At 61.1% G+C, this 21,852-nt stretch carries 19 protein-coding genes; 3 read left to right on the top strand and 16 right to left on the bottom strand.

Annotation, left to right across the window (positions count from 1 at the left end; all coding sequences use genetic code 11):
- A complete protein-coding gene (locus IPK17_RS27400) occupies positions 1 to 1,587 on the bottom strand; it encodes an efflux RND transporter periplasmic adaptor subunit (RefSeq protein WP_343420876.1) in 1,587 nt (528 codons plus the stop codon).
- 12 nt (positions 1,588 to 1,599) lie between these two features.
- Positions 1,600 to 2,847, bottom strand: a complete 1,248-nt coding sequence (locus IPK17_RS27405) for an HlyD family secretion protein (RefSeq protein WP_343420877.1) — start codon at positions 2,845 to 2,847, stop codon at positions 1,600 to 1,602.
- A gap of 167 nt (positions 2,848 to 3,014) precedes the next feature.
- Between IPK17_RS27405 and IPK17_RS27410 the strand changes: the two genes are divergently transcribed.
- Both IPK17_RS27410 and IPK17_RS27415 read left to right on the top strand, forming a co-directional pair.
- Positions 3,015 to 3,716 (top strand): response regulator transcription factor, encoded by a 702-nt coding sequence (locus IPK17_RS27410; protein ID WP_343420878.1) that lies wholly within the window; start codon positions 3,015 to 3,017, stop codon positions 3,714 to 3,716.
- Between the two features lie 2 nt (positions 3,717 to 3,718).
- Positions 3,719 to 5,068 (top strand): sensor histidine kinase, encoded by a 1,350-nt coding sequence (locus IPK17_RS27415; protein ID WP_343420879.1) that lies wholly within the window; start codon positions 3,719 to 3,721, stop codon positions 5,066 to 5,068.
- A 330-nt stretch (positions 5,069 to 5,398) separates the two neighbouring features.
- Here the strand turns inward: IPK17_RS27415 and IPK17_RS27420 are convergent, their stop codons facing one another.
- Together IPK17_RS27420 and IPK17_RS27425 are read right to left on the bottom strand one after the other, a co-directional pair.
- Positions 5,399 to 6,463, bottom strand: coding sequence for a galactitol-1-phosphate 5-dehydrogenase (locus IPK17_RS27420; protein WP_343420880.1), 1,065 nt, complete (start codon positions 6,461 to 6,463; stop codon positions 5,399 to 5,401).
- Entirely contained in the window at positions 6,460 to 8,013 is a 1,554-nt protein-coding gene (locus IPK17_RS27425) for a xylulokinase (RefSeq protein WP_343420881.1), read from the bottom strand. Before IPK17_RS27425 ends, IPK17_RS27420 begins: the two co-directional genes overlap by 4 nt.
- Positions 8,014 to 8,277: 264 nt before the next feature.
- On the opposite strand from IPK17_RS27425, the gene IPK17_RS27430 reads away from it, so the two are divergent.
- The gene (locus IPK17_RS27430) at positions 8,278 to 9,384 is read left to right on the top strand and encodes a serine hydrolase (protein ID WP_343420882.1); all 1,107 of its coding nucleotides are present in this window, start codon (positions 8,278 to 8,280) and stop codon (positions 9,382 to 9,384) included.
- A 136-nt stretch (positions 9,385 to 9,520) separates the two neighbouring features.
- Here the strand turns inward: IPK17_RS27430 and IPK17_RS27435 are convergent, their stop codons facing one another.
- The 12 genes from IPK17_RS27435 to sat all read right to left on the bottom strand — a co-directional run bounded on the left by IPK17_RS27435 (position 9,521) and on the right by sat (position 21,851).
- Entirely contained in the window at positions 9,521 to 10,609 is a 1,089-nt protein-coding gene (locus IPK17_RS27435) for an ABC transporter ATP-binding protein (RefSeq protein ID WP_343420883.1), read from the bottom strand.
- Positions 10,609 to 11,397, bottom strand: coding sequence for an ABC transporter permease (locus tag IPK17_RS27440; protein WP_343420884.1), 789 nt, complete (start codon positions 11,395 to 11,397; stop codon positions 10,609 to 10,611). Before IPK17_RS27440 ends, IPK17_RS27435 begins: the two co-directional genes overlap by 1 nt.
- Positions 11,342 to 12,376, bottom strand: coding sequence for an ABC transporter permease (locus IPK17_RS27445; RefSeq protein WP_343420885.1), 1,035 nt, complete (start codon positions 12,374 to 12,376; stop codon positions 11,342 to 11,344). The genes IPK17_RS27440 and IPK17_RS27445 overlap by 56 nt, the downstream gene beginning before the upstream one ends.
- An 82-nt stretch (positions 12,377 to 12,458) precedes the next feature.
- Positions 12,459 to 13,574: an ABC transporter substrate-binding protein gene (locus IPK17_RS27450; protein WP_343420886.1), complete on the bottom strand. Its 1,116-nt coding sequence runs from the start codon at positions 13,572 to 13,574 to the stop codon at positions 12,459 to 12,461.
- A 72-nt stretch (positions 13,575 to 13,646) separates the two neighbouring features.
- Entirely contained in the window at positions 13,647 to 14,297 is a 651-nt protein-coding gene (locus IPK17_RS27455) for a DUF47 domain-containing protein (RefSeq protein ID WP_343420887.1), read from the bottom strand.
- A gap of 1 nt (position 14,298) precedes the next feature.
- A complete protein-coding gene (locus tag IPK17_RS27460) occupies positions 14,299 to 15,279 on the bottom strand; it encodes an inorganic phosphate transporter (protein WP_343420888.1) in 981 nt (326 codons plus the stop codon).
- Between the two features lie 112 nt (positions 15,280 to 15,391).
- Positions 15,392 to 16,339, bottom strand: a complete 948-nt coding sequence (locus IPK17_RS27470; protein ID WP_502749164.1) for a PfkB family carbohydrate kinase — start codon at positions 16,337 to 16,339, stop codon at positions 15,392 to 15,394.
- 333 nt (positions 16,340 to 16,672) lie between these two features.
- Positions 16,673 to 17,749, bottom strand: coding sequence for an ABC transporter ATP-binding protein (locus IPK17_RS27475; protein WP_343420889.1), 1,077 nt, complete (start codon positions 17,747 to 17,749; stop codon positions 16,673 to 16,675).
- Positions 17,746 to 18,555 (bottom strand): sulfate ABC transporter permease subunit, encoded by an 810-nt coding sequence (locus tag IPK17_RS27480; protein WP_343420890.1) that lies wholly within the window; start codon positions 18,553 to 18,555, stop codon positions 17,746 to 17,748. The genes IPK17_RS27475 and IPK17_RS27480 overlap by 4 nt, the downstream gene beginning before the upstream one ends.
- Positions 18,548 to 19,405, bottom strand: coding sequence for a sulfate ABC transporter permease subunit CysT (gene cysT, locus IPK17_RS27485; RefSeq protein ID WP_343420891.1), 858 nt, complete (start codon positions 19,403 to 19,405; stop codon positions 18,548 to 18,550). The genes IPK17_RS27480 and cysT overlap by 8 nt, the downstream gene beginning before the upstream one ends.
- A complete protein-coding gene (locus IPK17_RS27490) occupies positions 19,406 to 20,500 on the bottom strand; it encodes a sulfate ABC transporter substrate-binding protein (RefSeq protein WP_343420892.1) in 1,095 nt (364 codons plus the stop codon). It abuts the gene before it with no gap.
- A gap of 178 nt (positions 20,501 to 20,678) precedes the next feature.
- Entirely contained in the window at positions 20,679 to 21,851 is a 1,173-nt protein-coding gene (gene sat, locus IPK17_RS27495) for a sulfate adenylyltransferase (protein ID WP_343420893.1), read from the bottom strand.
- Position 21,852: the final 1 nt, after the last annotated feature.

A 21,852-nucleotide genomic window follows, 5' to 3' on the forward strand; every position in this document is an offset into this window, starting at 1 on the left:
TCAGCCTCCACCACCGGGGAACCCGCCGCCGCTCGGCATACCGCCGCTCGGCGGTTGGAAGCCCTCCGGCGGTTGACCGCCGCCACCGGCTGCGCCACCGCCGAGCAAACCACCCAGACCGAGACCACCCTGCGTCCCCGTCACCGCGTCGACTTCACGCGCGATGATGACGATCGTCTGTCCGGCTTCCAGCCCGCTTGTGATTTCACTCGAGTCGGTGCTGCGTTCGCCAATCGTGACCGGGACGCTTGTGTACGTGCCGTCGGCGTTCTCCACCGTAACGATGTTTTCGCCGGTCGCGCTGTCGGTGGAGATGAAGCGGTTGGGGATAAGCAGCACATCGTTCAACTGCTTGAGGATGACCGTCGCGGTCGCGCTCATGCCGGGGCGCAGCGTCACGCTGTCCGTCGCGTTGAGCAGAACTTCCGCATCATAGGTAACCAACTGGCTGCTCTGCGTGGGCACATCGGCGAGGTGGGTGATCGTCCCGTTGATGCTGGCACCGGAGAAGGCTTGCACGTCGACGGTCACCGCCTGCCCTTCGCTCACGTTAACGACATCAGCTTCGGCAATGCTCAGGTCAATCGTGTACTGGCTCGTATCCAGCAGCGTGATCGCGCCCGTCACCGGCGGATTCACGCCGACGATCAGCGCTTGTTCGGCAATCACCCCGGCATACGGTGCGACCAGCACATAGTTTTCGAGCGTCTCGCGGGTCGAGTCGAGGCTCAACTGTGCCTGTTCGACTTTGATCTCGGCCTGCCGAATTTCGTCTTCCGTCGCGCCCGCCAGCAAACTGTCAAGCTGCGCCTGCGCGTTTTCGACTGACGCGCTCGCCGACACGAGGCTTGAACTGGAAGTCGTCGGATTCAGCGTTTCCTCGTAATTCGTTTCCGCCAACGTCACATTGTCCGCCGCGTTATTGACCGATTGGTCATACGCCTGCGACTCCACCCATGTCAGTTCGCCGCTGCGATAGATATCCTGCGCCACGCTCTGATCGCGGCGGAGCTGCGCCTGCCACAGCGAATTGCGCGCTAGTTCTTCCTGCAACCGCGCGATCTCGACATCGGCATCGCTGGTCGTGCCCGACAGCGATGCCGAGTACAACTGCGCCTGTGCCAGTGTCACATTCGCTTCCGCGAGGTCGATGGCGATCTGCGTGGGCGGCGCGAGGAGCGCATCCAGTGACGCCTGCGCCTGCGCCAATTGGAGTTCAGCCAACCGGATGCGGGCGTCCGCGTCCGTTGTTTCGAGCCGCGACAGCACATCACCCGCCTGCACCGTATCGCCGACCTGCACAAGCACTTCCGTCACCGGGGCCGATGCGCCAAAACTGAGCGTTTCGCTCGCCGCCGGGCTAAGCGACCCCGCCGCATCCAGTGTGAGCGTGAGCGTCCCGGTCGACACCGTCGCGCGCTCGCTGATGCTCACCGTCTCTGTGCTCGTCGCTTCACTCGTCACCGAATTGTCTTGCGACCTCACGATCGTGTAGCCGCCAAACCCAACCACTGTCACCCCGGCGACCAGACTGATAATCACAATACCGCGCCGCAGCCCGCGCTTAGGATACTTTTTGACTGTCATGTTCATGCTCCTTTACGCGTCCAGCGCGATCGTGGCTTCACCCGTCATGCCCGGTCGAATGCGCTGATCATCCGTGTTGAGCAGGAAGCGCGCCGTATACTGCACAATGCCATCGCTCTCCGTGCCAATCCACGCGATCTGTTCGATGGTGGCGGCGAAAGTTTCGTCGGGGATGGCGTCGAGGACGATGCTCGCGCTCATACCTTCCGTCACCTGATCGAGATCCAGCTCGTGGATCGGCGCGGTCAGCCACAGGTGCGACAGATCGGTCATGGTGATGGCCGCCGTCCCTGCCCCCGCAGTATTGCCCACTTCAATGTTCACCGCGCTGATCACCCCAGCAATCGGCGAAATCAGGTCAAGGCGACGCAGCGTCGTCTCGGCACTGGCGAGATTCGCCTCGGCGATCTCGACGGCAAGCTGAGCGTTTGTCACCTGCGCCTCATCCGCGCCCGCCAGCAGTTCGTCGTACTGGAGCTGGGCGATCTGAATGCGCACGCCCGCCGCCCACAAGTTCGAATTGTCGGTCGTCTGCGTGTCTTCAAGCTGCAAGCGCGCGATTTCCATGTTGAACGATGCCTGCCCGATCGCCGCCTCTTGCAGCGCCAGTTCCTGCTCGGAGCCGTTCATGTTGGCACGCTGCTGCACGGCGAGGTTGTAGCTCGTGACCGCCTGGTCGTACTTGATCTGCGCCTGCTGCACTTGCGCATCGTTATTGTTGTCCGCCGCGTCGCCGTAGCTGGCCTGCGCGCTGGTGATGCTGAGTTCCGCCTGCCGGATTTCGTCTTCGCTGGGTGGATCGAGCAGGTTGTGCAGGTTGATTTGCGCGTTTTCAAGGCTCAACTGCGCCTGCCGGTAGGCGATCTGCGCGTCGGTGTCGTCCAACCCCGCCAGCACCGTCCCCGCTTCCACATAATCGCCCGGTTGTACGTAGACTTCACCGACTGTACCGGATGTCTGAAACGCAAGATCAGCCGTCAGGTTTTCTTCGACTGATCCCAGAACCGCAACACTCGTCACGGTGTCCGTCGTCGTCTCCGCGCTCGCCGCGCCGAACTGTCCCACCTGCGGGAACGTCCCACCGTTCGCAGCGATTCGCGTGGCGACCTGCGCGGGAACCTGCGCCTGCTGCCCATTCGGCAGCGTGACCGTTTCCATCGACGCCGAAGTGCCCCCCTGACTAGCGGAAAACACGCCGATGCCCGCCGGCACGGCGAGGGTCAAAAGCAAGAGTAAGAACAAAGCCAGTGTGACACGCATAACCCCTCCAACCATTCGACATGGCCCCATTGTCACGAGCGAATTTGAAGGTCTGGTGTGGGGATTTTGGGGAAACTGTAAACTTTTTCGAGGAGCGCGAAATTTTACACTTTTGCCACAATCGTCCTTTACAATGGGGGCATAACGTTGGACTATGGCAAGGCACAATGGCAGCACAAACCATTTTGATCGTCGACGACAGCCGCGAAACCGTGCGCGCACTGCGCGTCTTTCTCGAAGACGCGGGCTTCCGCATTCTCAGCGCCTTTGACGGCACAAGCGGTCTCCAGCTCATCCGCGCAGACCACCCCGATCTCATCATCCTCGACCTCATGCTGCCCGATCACAATGGACTGGATATCACGCGCCAACTCCGCGCCGATTCCGCGTTGAAGTCGATCCCGATCATCATGCTCACCGCGCGCGTGGACGACACCGACAAGATCGTCGGGCTGGAAGTCGGCGCGGATGATTACATCACCAAGCCCTACAACCCACGCGAAGTCGCCGCCCGCGTCCGCTCAGTGCTGCGCCGCGCGAAAGGCGACCTCGAAGCGGAGGTCGAACGAGTGCTGGTGTACCATACGCTGCGGCTCGACGTATCGCGCCGGCAGTTGACGCTAAGTGGGACCGAAGTCGAACTCACGCGCATCGAATTCGACCTTATGCATGCGCTCATCCGCAGCCCGGAGCACATCTTTACGCGCGGCGAATTGATCGAGTCGGCGCTCAACTACCAGTACGACGGCATGGAGCGGTCGCTGGACACGCACATCAAAAACTTGCGGCGCAAACTGGGCGACGACCCGCGCGACCCGGAATACATTCAGACGGTCTATGGTGTTGGCTATCGGTTAGGGAATCGCTGATCATGAAACAGATGTGGGTTCGGCTGAGCCTCGCCTTCAGCGCAGTCGTGTTCATCTCGTTCGCGCTGGTCGCCGTGCTCACGGTAACCATTGTGCGCGCCAACGCGCAGAACTCGTTTGAGCAGGAACGCGAGCGCATCGTCGAAGGCTTGACCACGCAACTGCGGGAATACTATCTCACGGGCGGCAATTGGGACGGCGTCGCCTCTCTTTTCAGCGGTGCGCAGGCCGCCTTCCCCTACCGCATGTTCAATGACGGGGTGCGACTGGTCGACGCGGACGGAAACACAGTCGCCGGGGAACTGCCCACCGACGCGCAGGTGGGCGAAAGTACACCGATCACGGTGGATGGCGTCACCATCGGCATGCTTGAAGTCGCCGCGCCGCCCTCCCCTGAGAACAAGCCGATCGGCGGCGGCTTCTGGATCTTCCGCGATATGGTGCGGCTCGATGAACTGCTCGTGCTGCTGATGTTCGTCGGCGGCACGCTGAGTTTGCTGTTCGGCATCATGATCAGCCGCTGGCTGACCACGTCCCTCGACGAATTGGCCGAAGCCACCCGCGCCATTGGCGAAGGCAAGTTGGATCGCCGCGTGGAAGAAGCCGGGACAGAAGAAGTCAAAACGCTGGCGAAGTCGTTCAACCGGATGGTCGATCAACTGCACGATGCGGAGCAGCTCCGGCGCAACCTCGTCGCCGATGTGGCGCACGAACTGCGCACACCGATCACGGCGCTGCAAGCCAACCTGTACGCCATCCTCGACGACGCCTACCCCATGACCAAGACCGAAATCGCCGGGTTGTACGAGCAGACGCGCACGCTCAGTCGCCTTGTCACCGACCTGCACGAAATCGCTCAGGCGGAGGCACGTCAACTTCCGCTCAACTGCAAGCCAACTGATCTCGGCGGCATCATCGAGGAGATCGCCGCGCCCTTCAGCGTCGTCGCGGAGAGCAAAGAGATCGCCTTTGCAGTCGCGATCGCGCCCGCGCTGCCGACCGTACTGGCGGACAAACACCGCATCACGCAGGTGATCAACAACCTGCTGAGCAACGCGCTGCGGCACACGCCCGAAGGTGGCAAGATAACGTTAGCCGTTGGCAGAAGCGCCTCCGATTTGCAGATCAGCATCAGCGACACAGGCGAAGGCATCGCGCCGGAGCACCTCCCGCACGTCTTTGACCGTTTCTACCGCGTCGATTCAGGCCGCAGTCGTGATATGGGCGGCACGGGGTTAGGTTTGGCGATCGTCAAGGCGATCATCAGCGCGCATGGCGGGCAGGTAAGTGTGAGCAGCGACCTCGGCAAGGGTACGTGTATGCTTGTGTCGCTGCCCGTCGGCGCGACCTAGAAGCGGTTTCAAAGATTCGTAACGACGAGGCTTGAGGGTGTTGAAAACGTCAGATTCCGATCCCACCCCGACCCCACGCCTCCGAATTCAGGGAGGCGAGCCAACATCACCCGCCAAGTCGAAATAGTTTTCGTAGGGACGCAATGAATTGCGTCCGCTGGCGAGTGGAAAGGCTTTACGAAAGCTCTTTAAACACCCACATGCCTCGTCCTAATCACTACCAATTGAAAACAAAAAGGACAAGGCATACCTTGTCCCTACACAAGCGTCATTTCTGGATCCCCTCGCCCGCTGCAGAGGGGCAGTTGAGCGCAGCGAAACGGGGTGAGGTTACGCGCCGTCAGCAAACACCATGATCTTGCGGTAGTCCAGCCCGCCCGCGTTGATCTGCGCGAACATGTCGGGCAGTTCCGGCAGGGTCAGCTTGTGCGTGATCATCTCTTCGAGGTTGAGTTCGCCCGCCTGCATCAAATCAAGGCAGTGCTGCCACTCCATGCCGGGGAACGGCTTGGAATAGGACATCCACGAGCCGTGCATGTTGAGCTGGCGACGCATGAACTGCTCGAAGAAGTCGAGTGAAATCTCCTTGTGCACGGGTTGGTTGCCGACCAGCACGAGATCGCCGCCTGCGCGAGTGCTCAGTGTGGCCTGCATGAGCGTCGCCGGGACACCCGCCACTTCGACCGAGACATCCGCGCCGAATTCGGTGGCCTCCATAATCGCCTTGACCGCGTCGGTCGTCTTGGGGTTGACCGTCACGTGCGCCCCGAAGTGCCGCGCCGCTTCGAGGTGCGCGTCGGACAAGTCGACGGCGATGATCTGCCGCGCGCCGAGCGCCTTCGCTACCTGAATCGTCAGCAGTCCGATTGCGCCCACGCCGAACACGCTCACCGACTTACCGGCCACGCCGCCACTGCGATTCAGCGCATGGTGTGCGACCGTGCACGGTTCCAGCAGCGCGCCGAGGTGCAGCGGCACGTCCGCGGGCAGTTCGATGATGTTGGCGGCAGGCACAGCCACGTAATCCGCAAAGCCACCGTTGATACGTGACCCGATGAATGAATAACCGGGTGATGACGAGTAAAAACCCAGGTCGCTGATCGGCGAGTCCATGTTCGGGATGAGCGGGATGAGCGCGAACCGCCGTCCCATCAGCCCCGCATCCACACCGTCGCCGACGGCGACGACAGTCCCCGCGCATTCGTGACCGAGCACAATTGGCAGTACGCGGGCATGTCCCGCCCACACGCGCAGCACATCCGACCCGCAGATCGACACTGCGCCCACCTTGAGCAGCACCCAACCGGGTTCGAGCGCGGGCACAGGAATTTGCTTGTAGACGATCTGCTGCGGTGCTTCGAGCACGACCGCGTTCATCATCTCCGGGAGAGTCATGAGGTCTGTTCCTTTGCTTTCTGGGTAAACGCCGCCAACGCCGTAAAGGTCGGTTTGAGCGGTTCGTAAGCGTTGAGGTAAATCGGGTAAAGTTCCTGGTAGACGGCGTGGTTTTTCGGGTTGGGCTGGTAGACCTGCCGCCGGGGCAAAAACTGCTCAATCGTCTGCGCGAGGTTGCCGTAATGCCCGACGCCATAGCCCGCCATCACCGCCACACCGAGCGAGTTATCGCCCGCTTCGCCATTCGCGCGGCGGTTGACCGTGAACGTCCGGTTGGTGATGTCCGCCTTGAGCTGGCACCAGCTCGGGCTGTTCGCCCCGCCGCCAATGCCGATCCACTCAAGCACAGGCGCACCCGATTCTTCGGCCACCTGCATGTTGTGGTAGACGGCCAGCGCGCAGCCTTCCATCAGGGCACGGATGATGTCCGAACGTTTTGTGCTGAAGTTCAAGCCGATGAACACGCCGCGCGCATCACTGTCCCAGATCGGGCTGCGCTCACCGGACATATACGGCAGAAAGATTAGACCGTTCGCCCCGGCAGGCGCGCGTTCCGCTTCTGCCGTCATGATCGAGAACACATTCTCGCTCGTGATCTCGGCGGCGAGCTGCTCGGCTTGCCCAAGCTGCGCGCGGAACCATTCGAATGTGCCACCGCCGACCGTACCCCCCTGCAGCAGATACAACCCCGGCACGACATGCGGCGAGAAGATCAGGCGCGGCTCGACGACCACCTGATCGACGGCAATCGACATGCCGAACGCCGTCCCACCCTGATCCGCAGTTTGTCCAACACGCGTCACCCCATTGCCGAACGCCCCGACCGCGGCATCGAGTCCGCCCGCGATCACCGGGATGCCCGCGATCAGTCCGAGTTCGGCGGCAGCGCGGGTCGTGACTTCGCCGACGACCGCGCACGACTGGTAGAGCGGCGGCAGCTTGGCGAGGTCGAGGCCAATCAGGTCAGCGGCAGCTTCATCCCAGCGCAGATTCCACTCATCGAAACAATGGAAGGCGTAAGCCTGCGTATAATCGCACGTGTTGACATCCGTCAGCTTGCGCACGAGGAAGCTGGAGGCGATCAACAGTTGATCAGCCCCAGCGTAAATGTCCGGGTGATACTGCTTGAGCCACTGCACTTTGGCCGTCGAATACGCTTCGTCGAGCGGATTTGCGTTCAGGTGGACGAGCTGATCGGCTTGGGGATGTGCGCGCAGCGCTGCCGCTTCTTCCTTGGCGCGGCGATCCTGCCACGTGAGCGCCGAGTACAGCGGTTCGCCCGCTTTGTCGACCGGGACGAACGTCCAGCCCATGCTGTCCACACCGATCCCGGCGATCTCTGCCGGGCGGACGCCGCTCTTATTGAGCACCTGCGCGACGGTTTCGGTCAGCGCGCGCCACCAATCGAGCGGATCCTGCTCCGCCCAACTCGGCGCGAGGCGCACAGTTGGATAGGGACGGCTGGCATTCGCCGCGAGTTCACCATCCTCGCGCCACAACCCCGTCTTCAGGCTTGATGTACCGACATCAATGCCGAGGAAATATTTCATTTTTGTCGTCTATGCTCTCGTTTGACCAGATGTAGGCGCGCGCTGCTCCGGCCACCGCACGCGGCGCGCAGCGCAGAAGATACCACCGAACTGCCGCCGAATCAACACGTGTAGCACGCAGCACGGTGAACGCCGGATTGATGTAGTATAGACGACAGAAGCCAGCGAATTCACGCATATTTAAGCTGTATTTAACCATCATTCGCCGTGCGCAATTACACTTGGAACAGTGTGCACACAAATAGCACAGCGGACAGGACTCCTATGACAACCCGCCTCATCCTCTTTTTCACCTATGCGCTCCTGATGATCGCGCCGAGCGCCGCGCACGCGCAAATCGGCCCGATTGGCACGGACGATCTGGGTCTGATCTGGGAGCAGATCGTCGACCAACCCGGCGATGTCGGCATCGCGTGTATGCCGCTGGATAACCCGGCGAATACCGTGCTGTATAACGCGAACGACGCCTTTCCGTTAGCCTCAGTCACCAAACTGCTGATCTTCATCGCCTATGCGCAGCGGCTGGACTCGGGCGAGCTGACGTTCAGCGAATTGGTGAACGTGGATGAGCTGGATCGCTACAACCTACCGCGCACCGACCGCGGCGCGCATGATCGCTTCATGGCGCAGTACCCGGACAACATCCAGCAGATCTCGTTATGGGAGCTGGCGCTCGGTATGGTCCAATACAGCTCCAATGCGGCCTCCGACTACATTCTCAACCTGCTCGACCCAGTCGATTGGGATGCGATCTATCGCGCCATCGGCATCACCAACACCGACTACCCGAACTCGCTGACGATGATCCCGCTGCTCATGAACAATCATGTCACCGGGAAAGCGACGCTCAGCGAAGTTGACACTCTCAACCGCACCATCGGTGAAGGCTATCTCGACCTATACGTGAACGACGAGGAATGGCGAGCAGCGGAAATCGAGTACCGTTCCGGTCGCGGCACACAGTTCCCCACATGGGACGTGCAGACCGCGATTCTCGCCCGGCATACCGCGAACGGGTCGCCGAGCGATTTTCTGCAGGTGCTGCGCGCGATCTACGAGGATAGCAATACCGCCCTCACCGAAAATGTGAAGGCGCTGACGCGGCTGGCGCTGTTCTGGAGCGAGAGCGACTTCATCCGCGAATGGTATCTCGAGTTTGGCTCAAAGCTCGGCTTCTATTCCGGTGGGACGCTGACGCTCGTCGCCTACGGCCACCCTTATGATCGCAGTCCAGTGCTCTCAGTGATCTTCTTCCGCGATATTCCCCGCAGCCAGTACAACGACCTCGTCCGCGAGGATGCCATCGGCAATTTCGCGCATTGGCTGAATTTCAATGACTGTCAGGGGTTGTGGTCAGTGCTACCAAGGTAAACCGTCGAGGGGGTCTGGTACGCGCCTAACAGGCTGTGTAACGGTCTTTGGCAGCGGGGAGCCCGTGGTCTCCCCTCCCTGATTCGGGAGGGGGGGGTTCAGTTCTTACACACTTACGTGAATTAAGTTCCGTCAGCTATGCCGGGATAATGTGGATCGCTTCGGCGACAAAATCGATGCCGACCGTCTCGCCTTCCGCGAAAATCTGGCTCACGCGCGGGTCATTCTCTGCGACTGTCAGGCGGATACCCTTGGCCAACACCACATATTCAATCTCCGAGCCGAGATACATCGTCTGCTCGACCGTCGCCTGTGGCAGCGCGGCATCCGCCCGCAGCTTGATGGCTTCCGGGCGCAGCAGCACTTCCACCTGACTGCCGACGGGCACCGGTACCGTTGAGGGCAGGGTGAGTGTGAGCCCGAGCAGCGTCAAGGTCGTCGACGCGCTCCCCTTGTCCGCGACGGTAGCCTGCACAAAGTTCGCGCGCCCGATGAAATCCGCGACAAAATGCGTCTGCGGGCAACGGTAGATATCCTCTGGCGTGCCGATCTGCTCGATGCGCCCCGCGTTCATCACGACGATGCGATCCGACATCGACATCGCCTCAATCTGGTCGTGCGTCACGTAAATCGTGGTGATGTTGAGCCGCCGCTGCAAGCGATGAATTTCGCTGCGCATCTGCACGCGCATCTTGGCGTCAAGGTTGGAGAGCGGCTCATCGAACAGCAGCACGCGCGGTTCCATGACTAACGCGCGCGCCAGCGCGACACGCTGCTGCTGCCCACCCGAGAGCTGATTCGGACGCCGCTTGCCCAACTGCCCCAAACCGATCATCTCCAGCGTCGCATTGACGCGCTTCTGAATGTCGTCGCGCGACAATTTACGCAAATGCAGACCATAGGCCACATTGTCGAACACGCTCATGTGCGGGAACAGCGCGTAGCTCTGGAACACCAGCGCCATGTCCCGTTTGTTCGGCGCCTGATTGGTGATGTCCTGCCCTTCCAGCAGCAGGCGACCGGAAGAGGGCATCTCGAACCCGGCGATCAGGCGCAGGGTGGTCGTCTTGCCGCAGCCTGACGGGCCGAGCAGCGTGACGAACTCGCCTTTCTGAATAGTGAGCGACACGCTGTCCACGGCAATGACTTCGCCCGAACCCTCACGAGCGGTGAACTTCTTCGTCAGTTCTTCGAGCACCATGCTCGTTTGCGGTTGTTCGCGCATTACCTGCCTCCTCCTAACCGCTCAGCGCCTGTCCGCGCGCCAACCACAAAGTAGAGAATGCCGATGGTGACCAGCACGATGCCGATCAAGATCACACAATAGGCGAAAGCATTCCCAAAACGTCCATTTTCAACTTCATTCAAGATTTGCGCCGTCATAATTTTCGTTTGCGGCGTGGTCAAAAAGACAATCGCCGAGATCGTCGTCATCGAGCGCGCGAACGCATAGATCAGGCCGGACAGGAACGCCGGACGGATCAGCGGCAGCGTGATGCGCCGGAACGTCTGCGCGCTGTTCGCGCCGAGGCTGGTCGAGGCTTCCTCAATCGTCGGGTCGATCTGTGACAGCAGCGACACCCCCGCGCGGAGCGCCGCCGGGGTGCTGCGCGCAATATACACGAGGATGATCGCTAAGGCGCCACCAAACACCGCGCGCCCGCCGGTCAGCTTGGGGAGCAGCGTCAGCACGACCGGGTTATCCGGGCTGCTGACGAGGGTCAGCTCAATCGGATTGTTGAACACGACCAGATAGCCGATACCGAGAATCGTGCCGGGCACGGCGATGCCGAGCATCGTCGCAAAGTCCAGCAGCGTCCGTCCCGCAAAGGCTTTGCGCACGATCAGGAAGGCGATGAAGATGCCGAGGATGCCCGCGACCGGAGTCGCCAGTGCCGACAGCCACGTCGTATCGCCCATGGCTTCCGCGCCATAGCCGTTGATGACAAAATTGAAATTATCGAGCGTGAACTCGTTGTTGACGCCGAGCACACGGGTGAACGCGCCCGACAAAGATCGTCGCGTAGATGGCGACCACCAGCACGCAGATCACCATGACCGCACCCCACAGCACCCAGCGCATCACCGGATGCGTGATCAACTGCGGCTGTCCGGTCGGCTTGCCCGTCACCGAGACGACGCTCGCCCGGTTAATCCAGTAACGCTGGATGATGAACACCGTCAGCGACGGGACGAGCAGCACAATCGACAGCACAGCAGCAGCGGTCGTGTCATACAAACCGACAATCGACACATAGATGCGCGTCGCCAGCACTTCGAAGTTGCCGCCCAGCACCAGCGGGTTGCCGAGATCGGCAATCGCTTCGACGAACAGCAGCAGGAACGAACTGGCGAAACCGGGCAGCAGCATAGGGATGGTCACCGTGCGGAAGGTGTGCCACTTGCTCGCGCCGAGGTTAGTCGCCGCTTCGTCGAGCGCCGGGTCAAGCGCTTGCAGCATGCCCTTGAAGTTCAAATAGGCGACGGTGAACAACGACAGCGCCAGCACCAGCGTCAAACCGTCCAGCCCGTAAATGTCGTTGCAGTTACGCCCCGACCCCCATAGACAGCGCGTATCAAACACGCCCTTGGTGATCAGGCCATTGCGCCCGAACAGCAGAATCACGGCGCTGGCGAGGGCGAACGGGGGGGAAATGATCGGCACGAGCGCGATGAAGTGCATGAAGCGCTTGAACGGCGCTTTCACCTTCACCTGCACATAGGCGAACAGAAAGCCGATCAGCGTGCCGAGCGTGGCGACCGTCAAGCCGAGCACAATCGTGTTGCCGATGATCGCCTGGTACACCGGCTCGCCAACATAGCGCTGAAAGAACGGCAGCCCTTCGGCGGAAAACCCCGCGCCAACCATCGCGATGATGGGCAGCACAATGGCGATGAACACGAAGATACTGACGAGAATTAGGCCAATCGTGAGGAGCGGATCTTGGAGCAGTCGCACAAATTCATTGCGAATGCGGCTTCGTCTATACAACTTAGGCTCCCATCCTTCGAATAAGCATCCCGCTCAGCGGGTGCTGAGCGGGATTGGTTGACGAGTGGAACGTTGAGGAGCGCTATTCCTGCGGCGTCGGCGCGACTTCAGCGTCGAAGCGTTCGACCAGCGCGGTGCGGTTTTCACCCGCCGCCTGGAAGTTGTATTCGACCACGTTGACCGAAGCGAGATCCACGGTCAGTTCGGAACGCGGCGTTTCCGGGTTGGTCGGAATCTGGAGCGAGTTGACCGTCAGCGCGATGGCCTGCGCTTCGGGGGTCAGCGCCCAGTCGTACCACATCCGCGCAGCGTCCGGTTCCGGCGCGCCAGCGAGAATCGCCATGCCGCCGATTTCGTAGCCCGTGCCTTCTTCAGGGAACGAGTTCACCAGAATATCCGCGAACCCTTCCTGCTGCAGCTTGACGCAGTCATGCGAGAAGATGATCGCCACGGCGACTTCGCCACCGCCGGCCATACGACCGGGGGCCGAACCCGAGCGGGTGTACTGCAAAATGTTCTGGTTGAGCGCGGTGAAATATTCAAACGCGTTGTCAATCGCGGCCTGCGTCGGGCTGCCATCTTCGTTGTAGCCTTCGCCCGTGCCTTCAACCGCTGTGCCATCCGCCGCGGTCCTGCCGTCCGGCCATTCGAGCGCGTCGGCGGCCAGCGTGACATTCGTCCAGAAAGCGGTGAATGCCGTGCCGGAGGTCGCCGGGTGGGCCATCGCCACATTGCCTTCCAGCGCGGGGTTCAGCAGATCCTGCCACGAGGTCGGGACTTCAACGCCCAGTTCATCGAGCAGTTCAGTGTTCGAGCAGAAGCCGAGCGCGCCGACATACACACCCGTCCATGAGCCATCCGCACCCTTATACTGCGGATCGACGACTGCGGCATTCGGGGATTCATAGGCTTCAAACAAGCCCTGTTCGTTGGCGGCGATGAACGCATCCGCCGGGCCGCCCCACCACACCGAGAATTCCGGATTGTCGGCAGTCGCCTGAATGCGGGCGAGCGCTTCACCGGAGGACAGACGCACATACGACGTCTCAATACCCGTTTCCGCCTGGAAAGCCTGGGTCATCGCAACGCACCAGTCTTCTTGGGGCGTGCACAGGACGGTCAGGGTACTGTCCTGCGCGAAAGCCGGAGCCACACATAGAACGAGAAGCAGGAACACAAAGAGGAACGAACGCAACATATTAAATCTCCTTTAAATGCAGATTAATTGTACTGCTTACCTAAGTCAGCGCAAGGTATTAAGCGCGGCTTATCAATAGAATTTAATGCGAATGTCACTGATTAAGTTGGCGGCTTGTTCAGCGCTGCCAATAGCATGATACATGTGCCGGTAAATTTCGCGCAGTTTGAACATCATTACGACATCGTTGAGATCCCGCGGGTCTTTGAACAAGGCAGCGAGCGCCCGCGCGTACAACTTCTCCATGCGATTCTCAATCGCTTTGGCGCGCATCGCGTGGAGATCGGCAATCGCCGGTTCGCGCTCCAGATGCTCCATCGAGATCTGGATCTCCTGCGCGCTCAACAGCAGCAGCCGCGCCATCGCCCGCAAATATGTATTCGGGCGCACGTTCAGGATGTCGAGTTCGTTGGTGGTCGAATAGGCAAAATCGAGGATATCGTCAATTGCCCGCGACAAACCGAACAGATCTTCGCGATCAATCGGCGTGACAAAGGTGTGATTCAGCTCGCTGATCAACTGGCGGCGCACATCATCCGCCTCGTGTTCCAATTGGCGCACGCGATTGGCATTGGGCTTGGTGGGCGCATTCATATAGTCGAGGAGCGCCTGTGCTCCACAGACGACGATCTGCGTTTGCAGCGCCAGCCGCGTGATGAACTTATCCGGTTTGCGCCGCGTTGCGGTCTGCGCCCGGTTCTTGATCCGTGCAAAGACATTCATATTAGGCGATCCGGCTGAGGAGCAGGTAAATGCTCGCACCCGCCAGCGCCGAGATCGGCAGGGTGAGCAGCCATCCGGACAAAATCCGCCGCACGACCTGCCAGCGCACTTGCTGCACGCGTTCCGCGCTGCCTGCGCCTACAATGGCCGAGGTGATCACCTGCGAGGAACTGACCGGGCCGCCCAACAGCGATGCGCTGAGCAGAATCGTGCCAGACGCGACCTGCGCGCCAAAGCCATGCACTGGGCGAATGCGGTAGAACTTGTCGCCGAGGGTGTGAATCAGGCGCCAACTGCCGAGCAGCGTGCCGAGCAGCATGGTCATGGCGCTGAGCGCGACCACCCACTCGGGCACGACGAAACTCTTGATCAAGCCCGTCGCCACCAACCCGAATACGAGGATGCCGACGATTTTCTGGCCGTCATTCGCGCCGTAAGCGAGTGCCAACAGGGCACACAGCGGCACCTGTCCGCGCTTGAACCACACATTCATGTGCGGGCTGGCGCTGGCGCTGGCGACATAACACGCTTTGACCAGCCAGTACCCGCCAATAATCCCGAGCACCGGGGACAGGAACAGCGCAATCAAGGTTTTGGTCAAGCCGGGGACGAGCACCGCATCTTGCCCGAAGCCGATCCACACCGCGCCGACCAGCGCGCCGACAAAGGCCTGCGTCGTGCTCGACGGGATTTTCAGCCACACGGCGACCACGACCCACGCGATCGCGCCCGCCAGCGCCGCGACCAACACACTCGCCGTCTGCGCCTGTGATGCGACCATATCCGTGCCCACCGCCCCGGCGACCGCCACCCCAAGTAGAAACGGCCCGGAGCACATGAACAGCGCGGCGAGGAGAATCGCCCGCCGCGGCGACAGCGCGCGCGACGAAATCAGCGTCGCGACGATGCTGGCCGCACCGTTAAGACTGTTCAGATACCCGAAAATGACGGTGAGGAGCAGGATGGGAATGAAATAGATCACAGGCGTCAGGCTTTCAACTCAAACTTTAAATTAAGTTTAAGTGAGTGTTAAACGCCTGTCAAGTAAAGATGAACCCAACATATAGTCAAATGCTCATCTAGGGAGACTTTACTTAATATACTGGGTTGGTCATCCTCGTTGCAGGTCCAATTTTGTTAAGCCGCGCTGCGCAAACGCAATCCTCTGGGCATAGTCTGAAGCTTCTGGCAGATGAGCGGGTAACCCAAACTGCTCGACCATGTAGGCGGCCGCGGCAACCGCCTGACACGCCGCCGCTTCCACACCCTGATCGAGCGTCGCCAGCAGCGCGCCACAAAAGGCATTCCCCGCCCCAACGGTGTCGACCACCGTGGTCGGCACAGCCGGTACGCGCACCGCCCTCGTCGGAACGGAAATCCCACACTTCGGCCCCCGCCGACCCACGGCGCAGCGCCAACACCTGACAACCCGCCTCGCGGAAGGTGTTGATCACCCTCGCGTAATCGGTGCTGCCGATGATGCCCGCCGCCTCCGACCAATTCGGCGAAAACACCGTGCACGCGCCGATCAAGTCGCGGAGTGCGTCCGCCGTCAGCGGTCGTTCCGGCGGCTTGAAGGTCTCCAGCGACACCTGTGCCCCACTGTGAATCAGCTGCTGCGCCTCACCAAGCGGCGGGTTCTCGGGATGCAGCCCCCAGTGAAAACCGCGCACGCCGGCATAACTCGCGGGTAGGAGCTCCGCGATACTCGTACCAAACGTGATTGACTTAAGGGGCGGCGCTTGCCATTGATGAGTACGTCCACCCTCCGCATCGATGTGCTGCCATGCGCGTGGCGTTTGCGCTGCCGTCGAGCGCACACCGTCAAGGTTGATACGCGCGGCGTGGAGCGGCGCAAGTGAAACAACATCGAAGTCCGTGCCGACCTCCGCCACGAGTCCGACCTGCTCACCCCCACCGAGCGCCGCGGCCATGCCCCACACCGTTTGTGGCCCGCCCCCACCAAGTATGCCCATGTACGCCGAACCATCCGGCAGCACAATATCGTCGATGACGATGCCAAAGCTGATGTACTGAATCATGGGGGTACTCCACGCTGCGGGCGAAACGTAGTCTATTCTACGGCAGGGGGCGTTCTCATAGAAGTGTTAGAGCGGAGTATGGAGTTGGAGCAGGTAGGGACGCAGCCTGAGAGTGTTCAGAAACCGTCCCTAACGCCATACCTAACGCCAGTGGACGCGATAAATCGCGTCCCTACGAAAATGAATTCGGTTGGGCGCGAGCTGTTGGCTCCCCTCCCCGAATTCGGGGAGGGGCTGGGGGTGGGGTCGGAGACAGCGGGTGTGATAAACCGCGTCTCTACAAAAGTGGAACTTGGATATGCCGCCCGTAGCCTAATTCTCTAGCCTGATGGCCTAGATGGCTTCTTCTTTCGCCAGAACGTGATACGCGCCCAAGCCAACCCACAACTCCTGCCCGACAGTCAAGCCAAGCGTGCGGGCTTCTGCCGGAGACACCAACACTTGCACCGCCGTTTGCGCTGGCTCGTGCAAGCGCACCACGGCGCGCGTCATCGCCCCAGCAAAGTTGATCGATTCAACTTTCCCGCTGCCGATCACCTGCCCGTTAGCGGCGCTGCGCGACGGATACAGCGTGATCTCTTCCGGGCGCGCCAGCAAATGCACGGGCTGACCGCTCAAGTGCTCGGTGTTGGGCGGCGCAGGCAGATGCACATCGCCGAGATGCACATACTTGCCGTTGCGATGCGCTTGCAGCAGATTCGCCGTACCGAGGAAGGTCGCCGTGAAGTGGCGCTGCGGCCGCTGGTACAAATCGCTCGGCGTGCCGACTTCCAGCAGTTCACCATTCTCGATCACGCCGATGCGGTCGGCGATGTCGAACGCTTCTTCCTGGTCATGTGTGACGAGAATGGTGGTCACGCCCAAGCGCCGCTGAATTTCGCGCAGACTCTCGCGGAGCTGCACGCGGATTTTCACATCAAGCGCGCCGAACGGTTCATCGAGGAGGAGCACGTTCGGCTGATAGGCCAGCGCCCGCGCCAAGGCAACACGCTGCTGCTGACCACCCGAGAGCTGCGACGGCAGACGATTGCCGTAACCCGGCAGCCCGATCAGGTCGAGCAGTTCGGCGGTGCGCTGATCGCGTTCCTTGCGGCTGACCTGCCGGATGCTCAAGCCAAATTCGATGTTCTCCGCCACCGTCATGTGGCGGAACAGCGAGTAATTCTGAAACACAAAACCTGTGCCGCGCGCCTGCGGAGCGAGCGTCGTCACATCGCGGTCATTGAGGTAGATGCGCCCGCTGTCGGGCAGGAGCAAGCCGGAAATCAGGCGCAGGAGCGTGCTCTTGCCACTGCCACTCGCGCCCAGCAGGACGAACAATTCACCCGTTTCAATGTGCAGCGAAACCTCACGCACCACCTGATGCGCACCATACGCCTTGTTGACGTTCTCCAGTTGAATCGACATCATGCCTCCCTACGAACAATCCGACTGCGCAGCAAACTCATGACGATCAAAATCACTAGTGAGAACACACACAACAGCGCCGATACCCCATACGCCCCAACATTGTTGCGATCATTCAGCGCGCGAAAAACAAAGCTCGTCGCCGTCTCTGTGTAGCCTTCGATATTGCCGCTCACAACCGAGACAGCGCCGAACTCGCCAATCGCCCGCGCAAACGTCAGCACCACGCCGTAGAGCAGCGCCGTCCACAGTTCCGGCAAAATCACGCGGCGGAAGGTCGTCCAGCGGCTCGCGCCGATGGTATAAGCGGCCTGTTCGGGCTCCGGCGCGAGCGCTTCCAGTACGGGCTGCACTTCGCGCGTGACGAACGGCAGCGACACAAACACTTTCGCCAGCAAAATCCCCGGCAGCGCAAACACGACCGGGAAAATCGGCGGCGCAAGCCACCCTTCCCGACCAAACAACACAATCAGCGCGTAACCTGCAATCACGGGTGAGAAGACAAACGGAATATCCACGAGCGTATCAAACAGCTTGCGCCCACGAAAACGGTGCCGCACCAGCACCCACGCCGTCGTCAAACCGAGCAGCGCGTTAATCGCGACCGCGGCCAGCGACAGGATCAGTGTGACCTGAAACGCATGGATCACGCTGGGATCGCGAAACGTTTCCAGCAGTGGTTCGATGCCCCGCGCCAGTGCGCCCTGAACCATCGCGAACAAGGGTGCGACGAACAGCGCCGCCGCATACAACACGACGATGAGAATCAAGAGGAGAGCTATGGGTGAACGCACTTCAGTCTCACGCATGTCGCCTCCATTGGAGCAAGTCGATCCCGAGCGTCACACCGAACGCGATCAGCAGCAGCACCATCGACACGCCGCTGGCCGCTTGCAGATTCCCGGCTTCGACCTGGGTATAGACGTAGACCGTTCCAGTCTGCGAACGCAGCGGAATGTTGCCCGCCACGACAATCACCGAACCAAATTCCCCCAGCGACCGCGCGAAACTCAGCAGCGCGCCCGTCACCACGGCGGGGCGGATCGCCGGGAAGATCACGCGGCGGAAAGTTGTCCACGCCGACGCGCCAATCGTGTGCGCCGCTTCCATCTGACTGGGATCCACTTGTAACAAGACAGGCTGCACCGTGCGAATCACGAACGGGTAGCCCACCAGCAGCAGCGCCAGGATGATGCCCGGCGTCTCGAATAGAATTTGTACGTCGAGCTGCCGGTCGAAGAAGCGCCCGACGGGCGTTTGCGGCCCGTACAGCAGCACCAGCATCACGCCGATGACCAGCGTGGGAATGGCGAACGGCAGATCGATCAGCGTGTTAAACACACGCTTGCCCGGAAAGCGATAGCGCACCAGCACATAGGCCGTCAGCGTGCCGACGACCGTGTTGATCGCCGCCATGACGACCGAGGTATAGAGGGAGAGACCCACGGCGCTCATGGCTTCCGGACGGGTGATGCTGGCCCAGAACTCAGCCAGCCCGAAGCGCAGCCCCTGAATGTGGATCACCAGCACCGGGACGAGAATGAAAGCGCCGAGATAGATCAAGGCCGTGAGCCGCAGCCCCCAGGCTCCGAGATTCGGAGCCTGAGTGCGCGTCACCGCCTCGTTCGTTGTGGGGTACGAGAGCGGAATCTGGGCCATTTAGCCTCCCTGAACTTCGCCGATGATCTGGGTGAAGATGCCGGTATCGCCGAAGTACGCGGGACGCGCTTCTGCCCACCCGCCAAATTCGGCAATGGTGAACAGGTCTTGCACCGCCGGGAACGTGATGCTGGGGTTCGCTTCGATGACGGGTGCGTTCGGGTCAGGCGTGACTTCCACGCCGCCGTCGTCGAGACCGTAGGCAGCGCGCACCGTCGGGTTGACCGGGCGGAAGCCATGATCCGCGAATGCCGCCTGCGCTTCGACGGACCACAGGAACTGCACGAAGGCTTCCGCGACTTCGCGCGTGCCATGTTTGTCGACGTAGCTGTCAATGACGGCGACCGGGTTTTCGATCAGGATGGTTGAGGCGGGGTAGATCAGCCCATATTCGCCGCCTGCGGCCTGCCCCGCGTAAACTTCGTTCTCATAGGTGATCGCTACATCGCCGATCCCGCGTTCAAACGTCAGGAAGCTCTCGCGGCCATCGCGATCCAGCACGGCGATGTTGCCCGCCAGCGCGCGCAGGAAATTCGCCGACCCTTCTTCGCCTTCATAGCCGGGCACAAACCCGCGCGCCGCTGCGCCCGCCGCGCCGAGGATGTTCCACTGCGCGCCGCCGCTGGTCGCCGGGTCAGGCGTGATCACCTGCACGCCGTCATTCGCCAGATCTGCCCAATCGGTAATGCCCAGCGGGTTATCTGGACGCACCGCCAACACTACCAGCGACTGCGTCGCAAAGCCTTGATACGGGTTATCCGTTTTCCAGTCTTCCGAAACCAGTCCGGCGTCGACGAGGCGGGTGATGTCCGGCTCAATCGAGAGCGCGGCGACATCGGCTTCAAAGCCGCCGGCGATGGCGCGGGATTGGGCGCCCGACCCCTGATACGATTCGAGCACAATCACCTGCTGGCCAGTCTGCTCTTGCCAGTAACGCTGGAACAATGGGATGATGTCACCGTAGGCTTCACGCGGGACGGCGTAGCCAGCGAGCGTAATGGTGACGGGAGCGGGGGTGTCCTGCGCGAACACCGGGACCACCGCGAGAACGGTCAGAACGACCAACGTGAACACCAGCAAACGAGCACGAGCCATGGGGTTTACCCTCCTTAGAGATACAGTTCAAGAACGAGCGATCGATTTTGAAGTCGGGCACTAACCCGGCTTCCCAACATCAAGCGGCGTTGATCAGCGACAACAACAGTCGCGCCGACAACATTTGACTTGATGCTGGACGATCATTCGTGATTGGAGCTGTACCGGACGGATCACCTTAGCTAATCCTCTCTCTAACAGCGCGCATGAGCACGCGGCTGACTTCGGGACGGGTGAACTCGGTGGGGAGCAGGTCGCCGCGCGCCAGAATCTCGCGCACCTGCGTGCCGCTCAAGGTGACATGGTGGCTGCTGTCATGCGGGCACGTCTTCAGGCTGACGACGCCGCCACACTGCTTGCAGTAGAAGGTATGCTCAAAAAACAGCGGGGTAATGCCAATTTCTTCAGGGGTGAATTCGTCGAAGATGTAGTGCGCGTCGTAGGTGCCGTAGTACTTGCCCACCCCGGCATGATCCCGCCCCACAATAAAGTGTGAGCAGCCATAGTTCTTACGCGCAATGGCATGGAAAATGGCTTCACGGGGCCCGGCATACCGCATCGCGGCAGGGAACACGCCGAGCAGGACGCGCGTTTGCGGATAGTATACATCGAGAATCGCTTTGTAACTCTCAATGCGAATATCGGCGGGGATGTCGTCGGCTTTGGTCTCGCCCACCAACGGGTGGAGCAGCAGCCCATCGACGATTTCGAGGGCGCTCTTCTGGATGTACTCATGCGCGCGGTGAATGGGGTTGCGTGTCTGGAAGCCGACGATACGCCGCCAGCCCCGTTCGGCGAAAATCCGCCGCGATTCGGTCGGCGTATAGCGCAGATCGGCAAATTCGGTCGACGCGCGGGCGGGCAAATCAATCACGTCGATGTCGCCAGCGAGCAGCACTTCGCCCTGCTTGTACAGGCGGGCGACGCCGGGATGCGCCGTCTCCGTCGTGCGGTACACGTGCTGCGCTTCGGCTTCGCGGTCGTAGCGGTACTTCTCAGCCACGTTCAGCAGCGCGAGCGCATTACCATTTTCCACCAACGCGACCTGATCGCCAATCTTGATTTGCGCGGCGAGGTCGGCGCTCACCGCCAGTGTGACCGGGATCGTCCACGGCAAGCCATTGGCGAGGCGCAGGTTGTGCACCACCGATTTGTAATCGGCCTCGCCCATGAACCCGGTCAGCGGGCTGAGCGCCCCGGTCGCGATCATTTCGAGGTCGGCAAGGTTGGTATCCGTCAGCGGCACCTGCACGAGCGTCGGCGCGCAGTCACGGGCGCTGTCGCGGGCGACGCCCGTCAGCAAACGGTTGATTAAGGTGCCGCCGTGCGGCTGGATCAGCGGGAAAGCCATC

It is taken from the genome of Candidatus Flexifilum breve (assembly GCF_016713355.1).

What these genes read in the sequence shown, in the direction of transcription:
- IPK17_RS27480 (WP_343420890.1), bottom strand. Translation starts at nt 18,555, where the DNA reads ATGCGTGAGACTGAAGTGCGTTCACCCATAGCTCTCCTCTTGATTCTC.
- IPK17_RS27430 (WP_343420882.1), top strand. Translation starts at nt 8,278, where the DNA reads ATGACAACCCGCCTCATCCTCTTTTTCACCTATGCGCTCCTGATGATC.
- IPK17_RS27410 (WP_343420878.1), top strand. Translation starts at nt 3,015, where the DNA reads ATGGCAGCACAAACCATTTTGATCGTCGACGACAGCCGCGAAACCGTG.
- IPK17_RS27435 (WP_343420883.1), bottom strand. Translation starts at nt 10,609, where the DNA reads ATGCGCGAACAACCGCAAACGAGCATGGTGCTCGAAGAACTGACGAAG.
- sat (WP_343420893.1), bottom strand. Translation starts at nt 21,851, where the DNA reads ATGGCTTTCCCGCTGATCCAGCCGCACGGCGGCACCTTAATCAACCGT.
- IPK17_RS27415 (WP_343420879.1), top strand. Translation starts at nt 3,719, where the DNA reads ATGAAACAGATGTGGGTTCGGCTGAGCCTCGCCTTCAGCGCAGTCGTG.
- IPK17_RS27490 (WP_343420892.1), bottom strand. Translation starts at nt 20,500, where the DNA reads ATGGCTCGTGCTCGTTTGCTGGTGTTCACGTTGGTCGTTCTGACCGTT.
- cysT (WP_343420891.1), bottom strand. Translation starts at nt 19,405, where the DNA reads ATGGCCCAGATTCCGCTCTCGTACCCCACAACGAACGAGGCGGTGACG.
- IPK17_RS27455 (WP_343420887.1), bottom strand. Translation starts at nt 14,297, where the DNA reads ATGAATGTCTTTGCACGGATCAAGAACCGGGCGCAGACCGCAACGCGG.
- IPK17_RS27470 (WP_502749164.1), bottom strand. Translation starts at nt 16,339, where the DNA reads ATGATTCAGTACATCAGCTTTGGCATCGTCATCGACGATATTGTGCTG.
- IPK17_RS27400 (WP_343420876.1), bottom strand. Translation starts at nt 1,587, where the DNA reads ATGACAGTCAAAAAGTATCCTAAGCGCGGGCTGCGGCGCGGTATTGTG.
- IPK17_RS27450 (WP_343420886.1), bottom strand. Translation starts at nt 13,574, where the DNA reads ATGTTGCGTTCGTTCCTCTTTGTGTTCCTGCTTCTCGTTCTATGTGTG.
- IPK17_RS27475 (WP_343420889.1), bottom strand. Translation starts at nt 17,749, where the DNA reads ATGATGTCGATTCAACTGGAGAACGTCAACAAGGCGTATGGTGCGCAT.
- IPK17_RS27420 (WP_343420880.1), bottom strand. Translation starts at nt 6,463, where the DNA reads ATGACTCTCCCGGAGATGATGAACGCGGTCGTGCTCGAAGCACCGCAG.
- IPK17_RS27425 (WP_343420881.1), bottom strand. Translation starts at nt 8,013, where the DNA reads ATGAAATATTTCCTCGGCATTGATGTCGGTACATCAAGCCTGAAGACG.
- IPK17_RS27405 (WP_343420877.1), bottom strand. Translation starts at nt 2,847, where the DNA reads ATGCGTGTCACACTGGCTTTGTTCTTACTCTTGCTTTTGACCCTCGCC.